We start from the raw sequence: 14,298 nt of genomic DNA, 5'->3' as shown, positions 1-14,298 counted from the left end.
GCGATCTTCACGGCTGCGAGCTGCGGAAACAGCGGGTCCGACGGAGCGTCGGACCCGCTGCTCACCAGCGGTTTCTCAGTGCGCGATGGCCTCGAAGCCCTCGATGTCGCGCGGGCTGCGCGGGGCGGGGCCGATGTAGCGCGCGGCGGGGCGGACGAGCCGGCCCGTGCGCTTCTGCTCCAGGATGTGCGCCGACCAGCCGGCGGTGCGCGCACAGGTGAACATCGAGGTGAACATGTGCGCCGGGACCTCGGCGAAGTCCAGCATGATGGCGGCCCAGAACTCGACGTTGGTGGCCAGCACGCGGTCGGGGCGGCGGTTGTGCAGCTCCTCCAGCGCGGCCTTCTCCAGCGCCTCGGCGACCTCGAAGCGCGGCGCGCCGAGCTCCTTGGCGGTGCGGCGCAGCACGCGGGCGCGCGGGTCCTCGGCGCGGTAGACGCGGTGGCCGAAGCCCATCAGGCGCTCGCCCTTGTCCAGCGCGTTCTTCACCCAGGCCTTGGCGTCGCCGGTGCGCTCGATCTCCTCGATCATGCCGAGCACCCGGGACGGCGCGCCGCCGTGCAGCGGGCCGGACATCGCGCCGACGGCGCCGGAGAGCGCGGCCGCGACATCGGCGCCGGTGGAGGCGATGACGCGGGCGGTGAAGGTGGAGGCGTTCATCCCGTGCTCGGCGGCGGACGTCCAGTAGGCGTCGATGGCCTTGACGTGCTTCGGGTCCGGCTCGCCGCGCCAGCGGATCATGAAGCGCTCGACGACCGTCTCGGCCTTGTCGATCTCGCTCTGCGGGACCATCGGCAGGCCCTGGCCGCGGGCGGACTGCGCCACGTACGAGAGGGCCATCACGGCCGCCCGGGCGAGGTCGTCACGGGCCTGCTCGGCGGAGATGTCGAGCAGCGGCTTGAGGCCCCAGACCGGGGCGAGCATGGCGAGGGCGGACTGCACGTCCACCCGGATGTCGCCGGAGTGGACCGGGATCGGGAAGGGCTCGGCGGCCGGCAGGCCGGGGTTGAACTTGCCGTCCACCAGCAGGCCCCAGACGTGGCCGAAGGAGACGTGGCCGACCAGGTCGTCGATGTCGACTCCGCGGTACCGCAGGGCGCCGCCTTCACGGTCGGGTTCGGCGATCTCGCTCTCGAAAGCGACGACTCCCTCAAGCCCGGGTACGAAGTCGGACATGCGACGGCTCCTTCAGCTCTGTGATCGGCGGGCCGCCGTGGTGGGGCGGTACGCCAGTGACCGAATGGTGTTTGGCACTCGGTGCCAGCCTGACAGGCACGGGGTGCATTGCGCCATACACCACGGTGGTGATGTTTCCCGCAGGACCGCTCGACCTTCACCTGAGGGCCGGTCGCGCCCGGCGATTCTCCGGAATCAATCATCGGTTTCCGGACAATTGCCTGTAGCTCGGACGGCCGAGCGGTGGCGAGACACCTTATCTCCCACGGGGGTTTGTCCGGAGGTAGCGGTGCCGGTTGCTTGTCGTACGGGATGATGTTGACGTGCAGACCCCGGAACGCGCCCAGTCGACGCCCCCGAGCCCCGCCTCCCGGATCCTGGCCGAGGAGGCCCGGCCCGGGCCGGACCTCACCGTGATGCGCAAGCACTACACCCACGAGGGCCTGGTCGAGGGGCAGCTCGCGGCCGACCCGGTCACCCAGTTCACCCGCTGGTTCCACGAGGCGGACGACGCCGGCGTGGTGGAACCCAACGCGATGGTGCTCTCCACCGCCGACGCCGGGGGGCGGCCGAGCTCGCGCACGGTGCTGCTGAAGGGCTTCGACCGGCGCGGCTTCGTGTTCTTCACCAACTACGGCTCCCGCAAGGGCACCGAGCTGGCCGTCAACCCGCAGGCGGCCCTGCTCTTCCCCTGGGTGGCGCTGGCCCGCCAGGTGATCGTGCAGGGCCGGGTGGAGAAGGTCGGCCGGGACGAGACCGCCGCCTACTTCCGCACTCGACCGCACGGCTCCCAGCTCGGCGCCTGGGCCAGCGAGCAGTCCAGCCCGGTCGGCAGCCGCGAGGTGCTGGAGCAGCGGTACGCGGAGCTGGAGCGCCGCTACCCGGAGGGCGAGGGGGTGCCGGTCCCGCCGTTCTGGGGCGGGTACCGGGTGGTCCCGGAGAGCGTGGAGTTCTGGCAGGGCCGGGAGAACCGGCTGCACGACCGGCTCCGCTTCCTCGCCGACCCGTCGGCGCCGACCGGCTGGCGGGTCGAGCGGCTCTGCCCCTGACCGCCGGGGGGCGGGCCGACGCCGCCGTCGTGGCCGCCGCGCTGGGTGTCGTCGACCCCGCCCCGGCCGGGAAAGGGCCTGGCGCGGCGGCGCAGCACAGCTGATGGCCCGTCATGCGCGGGTGTAGTATGCGCGTCGCGGACCGGGTCGACTCCCCGGGGCCACCAGCCCGCTGGGCCGAGCAGATCGAGTGAGGGACTGATGGGCGTCACCGGTGCGGGAACCGCCGTTGGACTCGGCTCTGACCTGGTCGACGTCACCGCCCTGCCGCTGGACGAGATCGACGCCCTGCCCGACACCGTCCTCGGCGACCTGCTGCGCCGGGTGGTCGCGGACGTCCTGGCCCCCGGCGCGGAGCCGGTCGCGGCCTTCCAGTCGGCCCTGTAGTCCCGGAGCCACGAGCTTCGCCGACTCCCGGGCGCGACCGCGGAGTTCGCGACATGCTGGGGAGGACAGCAGCGCAGTCGCGGCACCGTCGGGCCCGGGGGGATCAGTGCGGCCGTACTTCTTCTTCAGTTACGCCCGGCGGGACTACGAGGCCGGGGACGCCTTCGTCGACCAGTTCTTCAACGACCTGCGGGACGAGCTCGGCCGGATCGAGCCCGCCGCCGGCGCCGAGGAGCTCGCCTACCGCGACACCGAGCGGCTGCGCCTGGGCGACAACTGGGAGCAGCAGCTCGCCCAGATGCTGGCCCGCTGCCGGGCCATGGTCGCGCTCTACTCCCCGGCCTACTTCGCCAGCCTCTACTGCGGCAAGGAGTGGACGGCGTTCCGCGGGCGGGTCCGCCGGCACGAGGAGCTGGCCGGCGAGGTCGTCCCGGCCCTGATCCCGGTGCTCTGGGAGACCCTGCCGGGGGAGCTGCCGGACGAGGTGCGGAAGATCCAGTTCGTCCAGCAGGGCATGGGCGACGCCTACGCCCGTTCGGGCCTGCGCGACCTGCTGCGCACCGACCCCCTCGGCCCCGACTACCGGCGGGTGGTCCGGGTGGTCGCCGAGCGGATCCGGGACGCGGCCGCCCGGCGGCTGGGCGAGCTGCCCGAGTTCGACCTCGGCGCCGTCCGCGGCTACTTCCCGGTGGTGCCGTCGATGCGGCCCGCGCCCACCGCCGGGATGGTCCGGCTGTTCATCGCCGCCGGCCGCTCCTCCGACGCCGCCGCCGCCGAGGCGGGCGGCTCGTCCCGCGGCGGCTGGTACGGGGCCAAGCCGTGGCAGTGGGCGCCCTACCACCCGCCGACGCAGCCGTCGCTGGCGGTCCGCGCCCAGCAGGTGATCACCTCCGCCGGGCACACCACCACCCTGGAGGAGGTCGGGCCCGGCCTCGGCGAGAAGCTCGACCGGGCCCGTGAGGACAACCAGGTCAGCGTGCTGCTGGTGGACCCGTGGATGGCCGGCGGCGAGGTCTACCGGCCGGCGCTGCGCGAGTACGACGACCAGAACCACCCGGTCACCGGCGTGATGGTGCCGGCCGGTACGGACGACCCGCCGGCCGGGCCGGAGCGCGACGCGCTGTGGACCGGCGTGCGCAGCGTGTTCCGGCGCAACTGGTTGCGCCGGAGCGACCTGGAGCACTTGTTCCGCGTCGCGGTGGGCCGGGAGAGCTTTGACACGGACCTCACCATCATGGTGACGGTCGCTCAGAACAAGCTCATGGACGACAACTTCGATTGGGGGGACGATGTCGACGGCGCCGCCTTCGGCTTCGGCCCCGACGGCGAGGACGCCGCCCCGGCGATGCCCGGGCTGGCCATTCCGGCCGGGCCGCCAGGACCGCGCCGCAGCCCGGACGGCGCGGCGGTGCCGTCGAGGAGGGAACAGGACGATGTTCACTGAGCCCGGAACTGACCCGGAGCGGACCGGACCGGGGTCGGTCGTCACCTTCTACTCGTTCAAGGGCGGCACCGGCCGGACCATGGCCCTGGCCAACGTCGGCTGGATCCTGGCCAGCCGCGGCCTGCGCGTCCTGGTGGTCGACTGGGACCTGGAGGCGCCCGGCCTGCACCGCTACTACCACCCGCTGCTGGTCGACCCCGAACTGCACGCCACCGACGGCCTGATCGACCTGCTGCGGGCGTACGTCAAGCAGGCGCTGCCCACCGCCGCCGGTCCGGGCGGGCTCGCCCCCGCCGACTGGCTGGACGAACCGGGCCGGCTGGGCGGCTACATCTGCGGCCTGGCGCTCGACCTGCCGCCCGGCGGCCGCCTCGACTTCCTGCCGGCCGGGCGGCAGAACGCCGCCTACCCCGCCGCCGTCACCAGCTTCAACTGGCGCAGTTTCTACCACGGCCGGGACATCCGGGGCGGCGAGTTCCTGCGCGAACTGCGCGACCGCTGGGCCCGGGCCTACGACTACGTGCTGATCGACAGCCGCACCGGGGTCAGCGACACCTCGGGCATCTGCACCGTCCTGATGCCCGACTCCGTCGTCGACTGCTTCACCTTCAGCGCGCAGAACATCCGCGGCGGCGTGGACGCGGCCCGCACGATCGCCGAGGCCGAGGAGCGGGCCATCCGCGTCCTGCCGGTGCCGATGCGGGTCGAGGACGCCGAGCAGGAGCGGCTCGAAGCGGGCCGGGACTACGCCCGCGAGGCGTTCGCGCCCTACCTCGGCCGCTGGCTGGGGGCCGAGCGGCGGGCCGCCTACTGGAGCGACGTCGAAGTCCCGTACAAGCCCTTCTACGCCTACGAGGAGGTGCCCGCCACCGTCGCCGACCGGCCGCAGGAGGCGCGCAGCCTGCTCAACGCCTTCGAACGGCTGGCCGGGTGGATCACCGACGGCCGGGTCCGCACGCTGCGCCCGCTCACCGGGGACGCCCGCCGCCGGCTGTACGGCGCCTACCTGCGCTCCACCCGCACCATGCCCCGCCAGGTCTTCGTCAGCTACGCCCCCGAGGACCGGATGTGGGCCGAGTGGGCCGCCGCCACCCTCACCGGCTTCGGCTACCAGACCTCCCTGCACAACGCCGCCGAGCCCTACCCCGGCGGCCGTCCGCCGGAGGCCGCCGGGCCGCTGGACGGCCAGGGCCGGCTGCTCGCGCTGCTCTCGCCCGAGTACACCGCGCTGCCCCGCGCGGCCGAGGCCTGGCAGCTCCTCAGCGGGCGCGAACTGAGCTCCGGCTCGCCGGCCCTGGTGGCGCTGCGGCTGCAGGACTCGGACGAGCCGGTGCCCCGCCCGTTCGTCGGCCCGGCCGTCCCCGACCTGGTCCGCTCCTCGGCCGTGCTCGCCGAGTCCCAGCTGTACAGCGAGCTCGGGCCGCCGCCGGGCAGCAGCAGCCGGCCGGACGGGGACAGCGGGGAGCACGCCGCCCCCTCGCGCTTCCCCGGCACCGCGCCCAAGATCCAGGAGGCGCCCTCGCGCAACGCCTCCTTCACCGGGCGCGGCCGGCTGCTGGAGCTGCTCCGCAACCGCTTCACCGGCGGCCCCGGCGCGGTGCTCAGCCAGGTGCTCTACGGCTTCGGCGGCGCCGGCAAGTCGCAGATCGCCGCCGAGTACGCGCACCGCTTCAAGGCCGCCTACGACGTGATCTGGTGGGTGCCCGCCGAGGAGCCCGCCAACATCCCGCAGAAGCTCGCCGAACTCGCCCCCCGGATCGGCGTGCAGAGCAGCGACGACGTCGCCCACACCGCCGTCGCGGTGCTGGACGCGCTGCGCCGCGGCGAGCCGTACCGCCGCTGGCTGCTGGTCTACGACAACGCCGGCACCCCCGAGGAGCTGGCGCCCTGGCTGCCGGCCGGCTCCTCCGGCGGGCACGTGCTGATCACCTCGCGCAACCAGGGCTGGTCCAAGCACGCCGGCCTGGTCGAGGTCGACGTCTTCACCCGGGAGGAGAGCGTCCGGCTGCTGCGCCGCTTCAACGGCGGCCTCGCCCCGGACGACGCCGACCAGGTCGCGCACCGGCTCGGCGACCTGCCGCTCGCCGTCGGCCAGGCCGCGGTCTGGCTGCAGGAGACCTCGATGCCGATCGCCACCTACCTGGAACTGCTCGACGAAGAGCTCACCGAGATGCTGGAGCGCACCCGGCTGCGCACCGCCGAGTACCCGCACTCGGCCGCCGCCACCTGGCGGATCTCGGTCGAGGAGCTGCGCCGGATGAACGGCCCCGCCGCCCAGATCCTGGAGATCTGCGCGTTCTTCGGGCCCGACGCCATCCCGATGCGGCTGCTCTACAGCCGGGCCGTCACCCACGCGCTGCGGCTGCCGCCGCGCGCGCCCCGCGACAAGCTGGCGATCGGCGAGTTCCTGCGCGCCATCAACCGGTTCGGCCTGGCCCGCACCGACCAGGGCAGCGAGACCATCACCGTGCACCGGCTGGTCCAGGCCGTCCTGCGGGACCAGGTCGACGAGGATCAGCGGACCGGGCTGCGGGCGGTGGTGCACGCCGCCCTCGCCACCGCGAACCCCGGTGACCCGGACATCCCCGCGAACTGGCCGCAGTACGCCGAACTCCTGCCGCACCTGTGGCCCTCCGGCGCGGCCGGCAGCGGTGACGAGGACGTCCGGCAGTGGATCATCGACTCGGTCCGCTACCAGTGGAAGCGCAGCCTGCACGAGTCCGGCCGCGACCTCGCCGAGCGCACCCTGGAGATCTGGCGCCAGGAGGACTACGGCGGCGCCGGCTTCGACGCCGAGAACGACGCCCAGACCCTGATGCTGCGCACCCAGCTCAGCAACATCCGCCGCTCCCAGGGCGCCCTGCACGAGGCGTACGCGATGGACCAGGACATCCTGGACCGCTTCACCGCCACGCTCGGCCCCGAGCACTCGCACACCCTCGCCGTCGCCAACAGCCTCGGCGCCGACCTGCGGTTCCTCGGCCGGTACGAGGAGGCCAGGGCGCGCGACCGCAGGACCCTGGACGCGGCCCGCCGAACCCTCGGCCCGGACCACCCGCGCACCCTCATGATCACCAACAACCTGGCGGTCTCCGACTACCTCGCCGGCGACCGCCGGGCCGCCCTGGAGCGCCACCGCAGCAACTACCTCCAGCAGCGCGACGCCCTCGGGGCGCACAGCCTCTACGCGCTGTCCTCCGCCTCCAACTACGCCCGCGACCTGCGCGAGACCGGGCGGCTGCGGGAGGCCCTGGACCTGCTGGAGGAGACCGTCCGGATCTACCAGCAGACCATCGGCGACGGCCACACCGACACCCTGCGCGCCCGCAAGAACCTCGCCGTGGCGCTGCGCCGGGCCGGCCGGTACAACGAGGCGCTGGAGATCGACGAGGACATCTACCAGCGCTACCTGGACATCAACGGCGCCGAGCACCCCGACACCCTGGCGGCCGCCACCAACCTGGCCAGCGACCTCAGCGCGCTCGGCGACACCGACCGGGCCATCCAGCTCGCCGAGCGCGCCCTCGCCCGCTACCGGGACTACCTGGGCGAGGACCACCCGGTCACGCTGGCCGGTGCCAACAACCTCTCCGTCTACCTGCGGCTGGCCGGCCGGACGGCGCAGGCGCGGGAGCTGTCCGGGCGCACCCTGGCGCAGTTCCGGGCCGTCCTCGGCGACCAGCACCTGTACATACCGATCGCGATGATGAACCACGCCAACGACCTCGTCCTGTCCGGGGAGCCGGCGGCCGCGCTGGCCTTCGAGGAGCAGGCGGCGCCGCTGATGGCCGAGACCCTCGGGCCGGACCACTACGACTCGATCGGGGTCAACTCCAACCTGGCGCTGTCGCTGGCCGCGGCGGGGGAGGGCGAGCGCGCGGCCCAGCTGCGCGGCGACTGCATCCGCCGGGCCCGGCAGACGCTCGGCGAGGAGCATCCGACCACGGTGGCGGTCAAGGCGGGGCTGCGGCTGGACTCCGACATCGAGCCGCCGTCGGTGTGAACTCCACCGCGGCGGCCGGTCCGCGGCGGACTAGGCTCGCGGGCATGGTGCCGTTCCGCCAGTTCCTGCTCAAGGTCCACAGCCGGTGCAACCTGGCCTGCGACTACTGCTACATGTACGAGGCGGCGGACCAGAGTTGGCGCCGGCGGCCGCGCCGGATGGAGCTGGCGACGGTCCGCCGGGTGGCCCGGCGGATCGCCGAGCACGCGGCCGGGTGCGGGCTCGACGAGGTCGGGGTGATCCTGCACGGCGGTGAGCCGCTGCTCGTCGGGGCCGGCCATCTGGACGCGCTGCTGGCGGAGTTGGCCGGAGTCGCGCCGAGGGTGCGGTTCAGCCTGCAGACCAACGGACTTCGGCTGCTGGACGAGCCGGCGCTGCTGGAGGTGCTGCACCGGCACCGGGTCGCCGTCGGGGTGTCGCTGGACGGCGCCGCCCCCGACCACGACCGGCACCGGCGGCTGCCGTCCGGCGGCGGCAGCTGGGAGCGGACGGCCCGGGCGCTGCGGCTGCTGGGTTCGGACCGGCACCGGGAGCTGTTCGCCGGGCTGCTCTGCGTGGTGGACCTCGCCGCCGATCCGGTCGCCACCTACGAGGCGCTGCTGGAGTTCGCGCCGCCGCGCGTCGATCTGCTGCTGCCGCACGGGACCTGGGCGGCCCAGCCGGCCGGGGTGCGGCGGTCGCTGCCGACCCGCCCGCCCTCGGGCGAGGACGCGGCGCCGTACGGGGAGTGGCTGATCGCCGCCTTCGACCGCTGGTACGGCGCCTCGCGGCGGGAGACCGGGGTACGGCTCTTCGAGGAGCTGGCGGTGCTGCTGCTCGGCGGCCGTGCGGCCAGCGAGGCGGTCGGGCTGGCCCCCGTGGACCTCGTGGTGGTCGAGACGGACGGCACGATCGAACAGGCCGACAGCCTCAAGGTGGTGGCCGACGGCGCCGCCGGGACGGGGCTGGACGTGTTCCGGCACGGTTTCGGCGAGGCCGCCGCCCACCCGGCGTTCCGGGGCCGCCAGCGCGGCCTCGCCGGGCTCGGGCCGGTCTGCGCGGCCTGCCCGCTGGTCCGCGTGTGCGGAGGCGGCCTGTACGCGCACCGCTACCCCGGGCCGGATGCCGGGGGCGGCTTCGCTCACCCGTCCGTGTACTGCGCGGACCTGGACCGGCTGATCCGCCACATCGCGGGGAGGCTGCGGGCGGACACGGCCGCTGCGACGCGAGGAGGATGACCGGTGGCGGGTACGGGTGGGCGGACGACGGACGGACTGCCCCGGCACGGGGTGGACCGGGCGACCTTCCGGGCGATCGCGGCCGCGCGCGGCGGGCCGGAGGCCGTCCGGCTGCTGCGCGCCGGACAGCTGAGCAAACGCGCGCTGCTGCTCCTGGCCCTGCGGCGGGCGGCGCCCGAGGACACCGCCTACCAGGCGGCCTACGCCGAGCTCCGGACGTCGCAACGGGCCGACCGGGCGCGGTGGGAAGAGGTGCTGTTGCGGCCGGAGCTGGACGCCTGGGCGGCCGACCGGCTGCGCGCCCGCGTGGCGGGTGAGACCGTCCGCCTGGACGGGCTGGCGGAGTTCCTCCGGGCCGCGCCGGGCGAGCCGCTCCGGCTGGAGTGCGACGGGCTGCGGTGGACGCCGGCGATCGACCACGCCGGTCCGCGCCAGGTGGACTACGGCCGGCCGCCGGCCGGGCCCCTCGACGAGCGGGAACTCGCCCACTGGCGCACCGAACTGGCCCTCGCCTGGCAGGTCCTGGTGCGCCGCCACCGGCCGTACGCGGAGGCCGTCGCGGCCTGCGTCACCACGATCGTCCCGCTGCGCCCGGCCCCGGGCGGCGAGGCGGTCAGCGCCGCCGCCCGCCGGGCGTTCGGCGCGGTGGCGGCCTCGCGACCGGGGGATCCGGTGCTGCTCGCGCTCGCCCTGGCACACGAGTTCCTGCACCTCCAACTCGGCGCGCTGCTCGACCTCGTGCCGCTGCACCACCCCAACGGTGCCGCCGTCCACCACGCTCCCTGGCGCCCCGACCCGCGCCCGGTCGGCGCCCTGCTGCAGGGCACCTACGCGCACCTCGGGGTGGTGGACTTCTGGTGCGCCGAGCTGGCCGCCGGCGCGGGGGACGCGCGCCGCGCCGCCGGGGAGTTCACCCGGTGGCGCGGCCACGCCCTGACCGCGGGCGCCACCCTGCTGGACAGCGCGGAACTCACCGGGCACGGCCGCGAGTTCACCGAGGAACTCGTGCGCACCGTACGCGAATTGGGCGGTCCTCGATAGCGTGCGGGTCGCCCCGCGCCACGGCGGGGCGCCGGTCTGCCACGCGGTATTGATGATTGCCGTAAGAATGAACAAGGGAAATGTTATTGACGAACGCTCAGGCGTTCGGACGGCCCGTCGCGGGGTTCCCCGGGAGCCGTGCCCCGCGTGGGCCGCGCCGGGGCCTACCGGGGTCCGGGTCGCGGGCGACCCGCCGGGCGCGCCGGTGGGCGGGGGCGGCGAGGAACCGGGGCCGCCGAGTCGCCGCAAGGGCCGAGGGAACGCTTCGGCGCGCGCCACGGCGAAGTGCGCGACCGCCGGACGGGTGAATTCTTGAGGCTCCGGGCGCCGCCACAGGGCGTCGACCGGGCGTGGAGACCAACTTGAGACCGCAAGGTGCCGCGCGGACGTCGCGCTGGCACTACATTGGTCGCAATCGGGTGGCTTACCCACCCCCGGCAGGTCCTAACCGCGCCTAAGGAACGAATATGACACCGGTAATCAGCACCAGGCCAGGCACCGAGCTGACGGACCCCCAGGACCTGGACCGAGGCCCCTCGCTCGCCGCGCTCGCCGCCCTCGGCGCGGAGGAGCTCGCCGCCCGACTGCAGCGCGCCCTGCCCGGCGCGGAAGCCGGTCGCGTCGCGGTCGCCGCCTTCAATTCCTCGATCTGACCGGTCCGGGAATGCCGGACCGGATTTCCGTCCGACCGGGCCCGAATTCACCAGATCTACGATGAAGCGAATTCCGCTGCCTTTCTCGCAATTCGTGGTCAAGGTGCACAGCCGCTGCGACCTCGCCTGCGACCACTGCTACGTCTACGAGCACGCGGACACCAGTTGGCGCACCCGGCCGAAGGTCATCGGCGACGAGGTCCTGGCCAAGGCCGCCGAACGGATCGGCGCGCACGCGGCCGCGCACCGGCTGCCCGGCGTCCGGGTCGTCCTGCACGGGGGAGAACCCCTGCTCGCCGGCCCGGACCGGCTGCGCGGGGTGGCCGAGGCGCTCCGGGCGGCGCTCCCGCCCGGGTGCGCCCTCGACCTGCGCATCCACACCAACGGCGTCCTGCTGAACCGTGAATTCTGCGCCCTGTTCGCCGAGTTGGGCGTCGGGGTGGGCATCTCGCTGGACGGCGACCGGGCCGCCAACGACCGGCACCGCCGGTTCGCCGACGGGCGCAGCAGCCACCCCCAGGTGCTGCGGGCCGTGGCACTGCTGCGCGAACCGGAGTTCCAGCACCTCTTCGCCGGACTGCTCTGCACCATCGATGTCGAGAACGACCCGGTGGCCGTCTACCGCGCGCTGGCCGAACTCCAGCCCCCCGCGGTCGACTTCCTGCTGCCGCACGCCACCTGGGACGATCCGCCGAAACGCCCCGCCGGCCGGGGCGAGCACCCGTACGCCGACTGGCTGCTCGCCGTGCACGACCACTGGGAGGCCGACGGGCGGCGCTTCGCCGTCCGCACCTTCGAGTCGGTGCACCGGACGCTGCGCGGGTTCACCAGCCTCACCGAGTCGCTCGGCCTGGAGCCGTCCGACCTGGTCGTGCTGGAGACCGACGGCACCTTCGAGCAGGTCGACAGCCTCAAGACCGCGTTCGACGGCGCCCCCGCGACCGGCTTCGACGTGTTCGCGCACAGCCTCGACGACGTCGCCCGGCACCCCGGCATCGTCGCCCGCCAGTCCGGCCTGGCCGGGCTCGCCGCCACCTGCCGCGGCTGTCCCGTCGTGCGCACCTGCGGAGGCGGCCTGTACGCCCACCGCTATCGGGGCCACGATGGTGGCGGCGGCTTCGACAACCCCTCCGTCTACTGCGGGGACCTCATGACGCTCATCAACGGCATCACGGCGCGCAGCGGGCCGGTCGCCCTGCCGGCCCAGGTCGCCGCACCGGTCGTGCCGGCGGCGCTCGCCCCGGCGCAGCTCGACGAACTCGCCCGCGGATACGGCGGCGCGGACACCGTGCGCGCGCTGGGCCGCTCCCAGCTCGCCCTCACCCGGGCGATGCTGGCCGCCGCCTGGGACGCCTCGGGCCAGGGGCGGCTGGAGGCGTGGGCGCTGCTGTCCGAGCTGGACGCCGCCGCTCCGGCCGCCGTCGACACCGTGCTCGCCCACCCGTACGCCCGCGCCTGGGCCGCCCGGCAGCTGGCCGGCGACCTGGGGACCGGGCTGGGCCCGCTGGCGGGCCTGGCCGCCGCCGCGGCGGTGCGGGCCGGGCGGGGCGACGCCGTCGCCGTACCGGTGCGCGGCGGGTGGCTGCACCTGCCGACGCTCGGGCGGATCGCCCTCCCCGACGGGGAGGCGGTCGTCACCGGCCGGGCCGACGGGTTCACCGTCCGGGCGGCCGACGGGTCGGTGCGCACGGCCCTGGACGAGCCGCTGCGGCGGATCCGGCTGGCCGGGGGGTGGACCGTCGCGCTGGAGGACGTCGACCCGCTGCGCGACAGCCACGACCACGCCGTGGCGGAGCGGCTGCCGGACGGCGAACTGCTCCACTGGACCGGTGCGCTGCGCGAGGCCTGGGAGCTGCTCGGGCACGACCTGCCGGGGTACGCGGACGGCATCCGGGTGGGGCTGACGGCGATCACCCCGCTGCGCCCGGGCCCGGCCGGGCGGGACGTCAGTTCGGCTGCCCGGCAGGCGTTCGGGGTGGTCGCCATCGCCCGGCCCGCCACCGCGCCGACCCTCGCCCTGCTGCTCGCGCACGAGTTCCAGCACGTGAAGCTCGGCGCGGTGCTGGACCTGCTGGACCTGTACGACCGGAACGATCACACGCTGTACCTCGCCCCCTGGCGGCCCGACCCGAGGCCGCTCGAAGGCCTCTTCCAGGGCACCTACGCCCATCTGGCCGTCACCGAGTACTGGGGCACCCGCACGCTCGCGTACGACGGCCTGCCGGGTGAGGCCGCCGACCGGGCGCGGCTGCAGTTCGCGCTCTGGCGGCAGTACACCGCGGAGGCGGTCGAACGGCTGGCCGGGTCCGGCTCGCTGACCGCGCTCGGCCTGCGCTTCGCGGACGGCATGCGGGAGGCGGTCGCCCCCTGGCTCGCGCTGGCGCTGCCCGACGCCGCCGAGCGGGCGGCCAGGCTGGCCCGGGAGGAGCGCGCGATGGCCGGCGGCTGAGCCTCCCCCCACCCGCGTCCACCGTCCGCCGCCCTCACCCCCGGGGAGCCGTCATCCTCACCGAACTCCGTGCCCTCACCGAGGCCCGGCTGACCGAGCACGTCACGGCCCTCGGGGTCCGCCCCGGCGCGGTCGTGCACGTCCAGGCGTCGCTGCGGTCGCTCGGCCCGGTGACGGGCGGGGCCGCGGCGGTGGTGGCGGCGCTGCTGGCGGCGGTCGGCGACCGCGGCACCCTGGTCGGGTACACGGCCACCCCCGAGAACTCGGCCACCTCCCGCATCCACGCCACCGCCACCGCCGGCCTCTCGCCCGCCGAGGTCGCCGCCTACCGCGCCCTGATGCCGCCCTTCGACCCGGCCACCACCCCCTGCTCCCCGACCATGGGAGCCCTCTCGGAGGCGATCCGCACCCACCGGGACGCCCACCGCAGCCGCCACCCCCAGACCTCCTGGGCCGCCATCGGCCGGCACGCCCGGCGGATCACCGAACGGCACCCGTACGACTGCCACCTGGGCCCGGACTCCCCCCTCGGCCGGCTCTACGACCTCGACGCCCGGGTGCTGATGCTGGGCGTCCCGATGGCCAACTTCACCGCCTTCCACCTGGCGGACCTGCGGATGCCCGACGTCCCGCTGCGCGAGTACCGCTGCCGCGGCGCGGAAGGCTGGATCTCCTTCAAGGCCCCCGAGCTCGACGACCTCCACTTCGGCGCGCTGGGCGCACAGGTCCTCCGCGAGGCCGAGGGCGTGACGGCGGGCGAGATCGGCGGCGCGCCGTGCCGGCTCGTCCCGGTTCGGGAGGCCGTCGACCTCGCCGAGCGGATCCTCCGCCGCACCCGCGCCTGAGCGGCGGACCTGAGCGGCGGCCCTGACCGCCGGG

10 protein-coding genes are annotated in these 14,298 nt (G+C 74.8%); 9 read left to right on the top strand and 1 reads right to left on the bottom strand.

Annotation, left to right across the window (positions count from 1 at the left end):
• Positions 1–75: 75 nt before the first annotated feature.
• Complete coding sequence (locus tag ACIF6L_RS25930; RefSeq protein ID WP_329489199.1) at positions 76–1,176, bottom strand: citrate synthase 2; 1,101 nt, start codon at positions 1,174–1,176, stop codon at positions 76–78.
• A gap of 416 nt (positions 1,177–1,592) precedes the next feature.
• Between ACIF6L_RS25930 and pdxH the strand changes: the two genes are divergently transcribed.
• The 9 genes from pdxH (at position 1,593) to ACIF6L_RS25885 (ending at position 14,264) form a co-directional block, all read left to right on the top strand.
• Complete coding sequence (gene pdxH / locus ACIF6L_RS25925) at positions 1,593–2,225, top strand: pyridoxamine 5'-phosphate oxidase (RefSeq protein ID WP_329492207.1); 633 nt, start codon at positions 1,593–1,595, stop codon at positions 2,223–2,225.
• 201 nt (positions 2,226–2,426) lie between these two features.
• On the top strand, positions 2,427–2,612 hold the full coding sequence (gene fxsA, locus ACIF6L_RS25920; RefSeq protein ID WP_396488836.1) for an FxSxx-COOH cyclophane-containing RiPP peptide: 186 nt from the start codon (positions 2,427–2,429) through the stop codon (positions 2,610–2,612).
• A 106-nt stretch (positions 2,613–2,718) separates the two neighbouring features.
• The gene (locus tag ACIF6L_RS25915) at positions 2,719–4,056 is read left to right on the top strand and encodes a TIR-like protein FxsC (protein WP_352291451.1); all 1,338 of its coding nucleotides are present in this window, start codon (positions 2,719–2,721) and stop codon (positions 4,054–4,056) included.
• Positions 4,046–8,059 carry an FxSxx-COOH system tetratricopeptide repeat protein gene (gene fxsT, locus ACIF6L_RS25910; protein ID WP_359803796.1) on the top strand — a complete coding sequence of 1,338 codons (4,014 nt, stop codon included), beginning with the start codon at positions 4,046–4,048 and terminating at the stop codon, positions 8,057–8,059. Before ACIF6L_RS25915 ends, fxsT begins: the two co-directional genes overlap by 11 nt.
• A gap of 44 nt (positions 8,060–8,103) precedes the next feature.
• Positions 8,104–9,276 carry an FxsB family cyclophane-forming radical SAM/SPASM peptide maturase gene (locus tag ACIF6L_RS25905; RefSeq protein WP_396488833.1) on the top strand — a complete coding sequence of 391 codons (1,173 nt, stop codon included), beginning with the start codon at positions 8,104–8,106 and terminating at the stop codon, positions 9,274–9,276.
• A gap of 3 nt (positions 9,277–9,279) precedes the next feature.
• The gene (locus tag ACIF6L_RS25900; RefSeq protein WP_396488831.1) at positions 9,280–10,317 is read left to right on the top strand and encodes an aKG-HExxH-type peptide beta-hydroxylase; all 1,038 of its coding nucleotides are present in this window, start codon (positions 9,280–9,282) and stop codon (positions 10,315–10,317) included.
• 467 nt (positions 10,318–10,784) lie between these two features.
• On the top strand, positions 10,785–10,970 hold the full coding sequence (fxsA, locus tag ACIF6L_RS25895; protein WP_329489205.1) for an FxSxx-COOH cyclophane-containing RiPP peptide: 186 nt from the start codon (positions 10,785–10,787) through the stop codon (positions 10,968–10,970).
• A gap of 61 nt (positions 10,971–11,031) precedes the next feature.
• On the top strand, positions 11,032–13,419 hold the full coding sequence (locus ACIF6L_RS25890; protein WP_396488829.1) for an FxsB family cyclophane-forming radical SAM/SPASM peptide maturase: 2,388 nt from the start codon (positions 11,032–11,034) through the stop codon (positions 13,417–13,419).
• Positions 13,420–13,553: 134 nt separating this feature from the next.
• Positions 13,554–14,264: an aminoglycoside N(3)-acetyltransferase gene (locus ACIF6L_RS25885; RefSeq protein WP_396488827.1), complete on the top strand. Its 711-nt coding sequence runs from the start codon at positions 13,554–13,556 to the stop codon at positions 14,262–14,264.
• The last annotated feature ends 34 nt before the right edge of the window (positions 14,265–14,298 follow it).

This window comes from Kitasatospora sp. NPDC086009, from assembly GCF_044540385.1.
GTDB lineage: Bacteria > Actinomycetota > Actinomycetes > Streptomycetales > Streptomycetaceae > Kitasatospora.
The sequence above is the reverse complement of the archived record's forward strand: the minus strand, read 5'-3'. Positions and strand labels throughout refer to the sequence as shown.

What these genes read in the sequence shown, in the direction of transcription:
- ACIF6L_RS25930 (WP_329489199.1), bottom strand. Translation starts at nt 1,176, where the DNA reads ATGTCCGACTTCGTACCCGGGCTTGAGGGAGTCGTCGCTTTCGAGAGC.
- pdxH (WP_329492207.1), top strand. Translation starts at nt 1,593, where the DNA reads ATGCGCAAGCACTACACCCACGAGGGCCTGGTCGAGGGGCAGCTCGCG.
- fxsA (WP_396488836.1), top strand. Translation starts at nt 2,427, where the DNA reads ATGGGCGTCACCGGTGCGGGAACCGCCGTTGGACTCGGCTCTGACCTG.
- fxsT (WP_359803796.1), top strand. Translation starts at nt 4,046, where the DNA reads ATGTTCACTGAGCCCGGAACTGACCCGGAGCGGACCGGACCGGGGTCG.
- ACIF6L_RS25905 (WP_396488833.1), top strand. Translation starts at nt 8,104, where the DNA reads ATGGTGCCGTTCCGCCAGTTCCTGCTCAAGGTCCACAGCCGGTGCAAC.
- fxsA (WP_329489205.1), top strand. Translation starts at nt 10,785, where the DNA reads ATGACACCGGTAATCAGCACCAGGCCAGGCACCGAGCTGACGGACCCC.
- ACIF6L_RS25890 (WP_396488829.1), top strand. Translation starts at nt 11,032, where the DNA reads ATGAAGCGAATTCCGCTGCCTTTCTCGCAATTCGTGGTCAAGGTGCAC.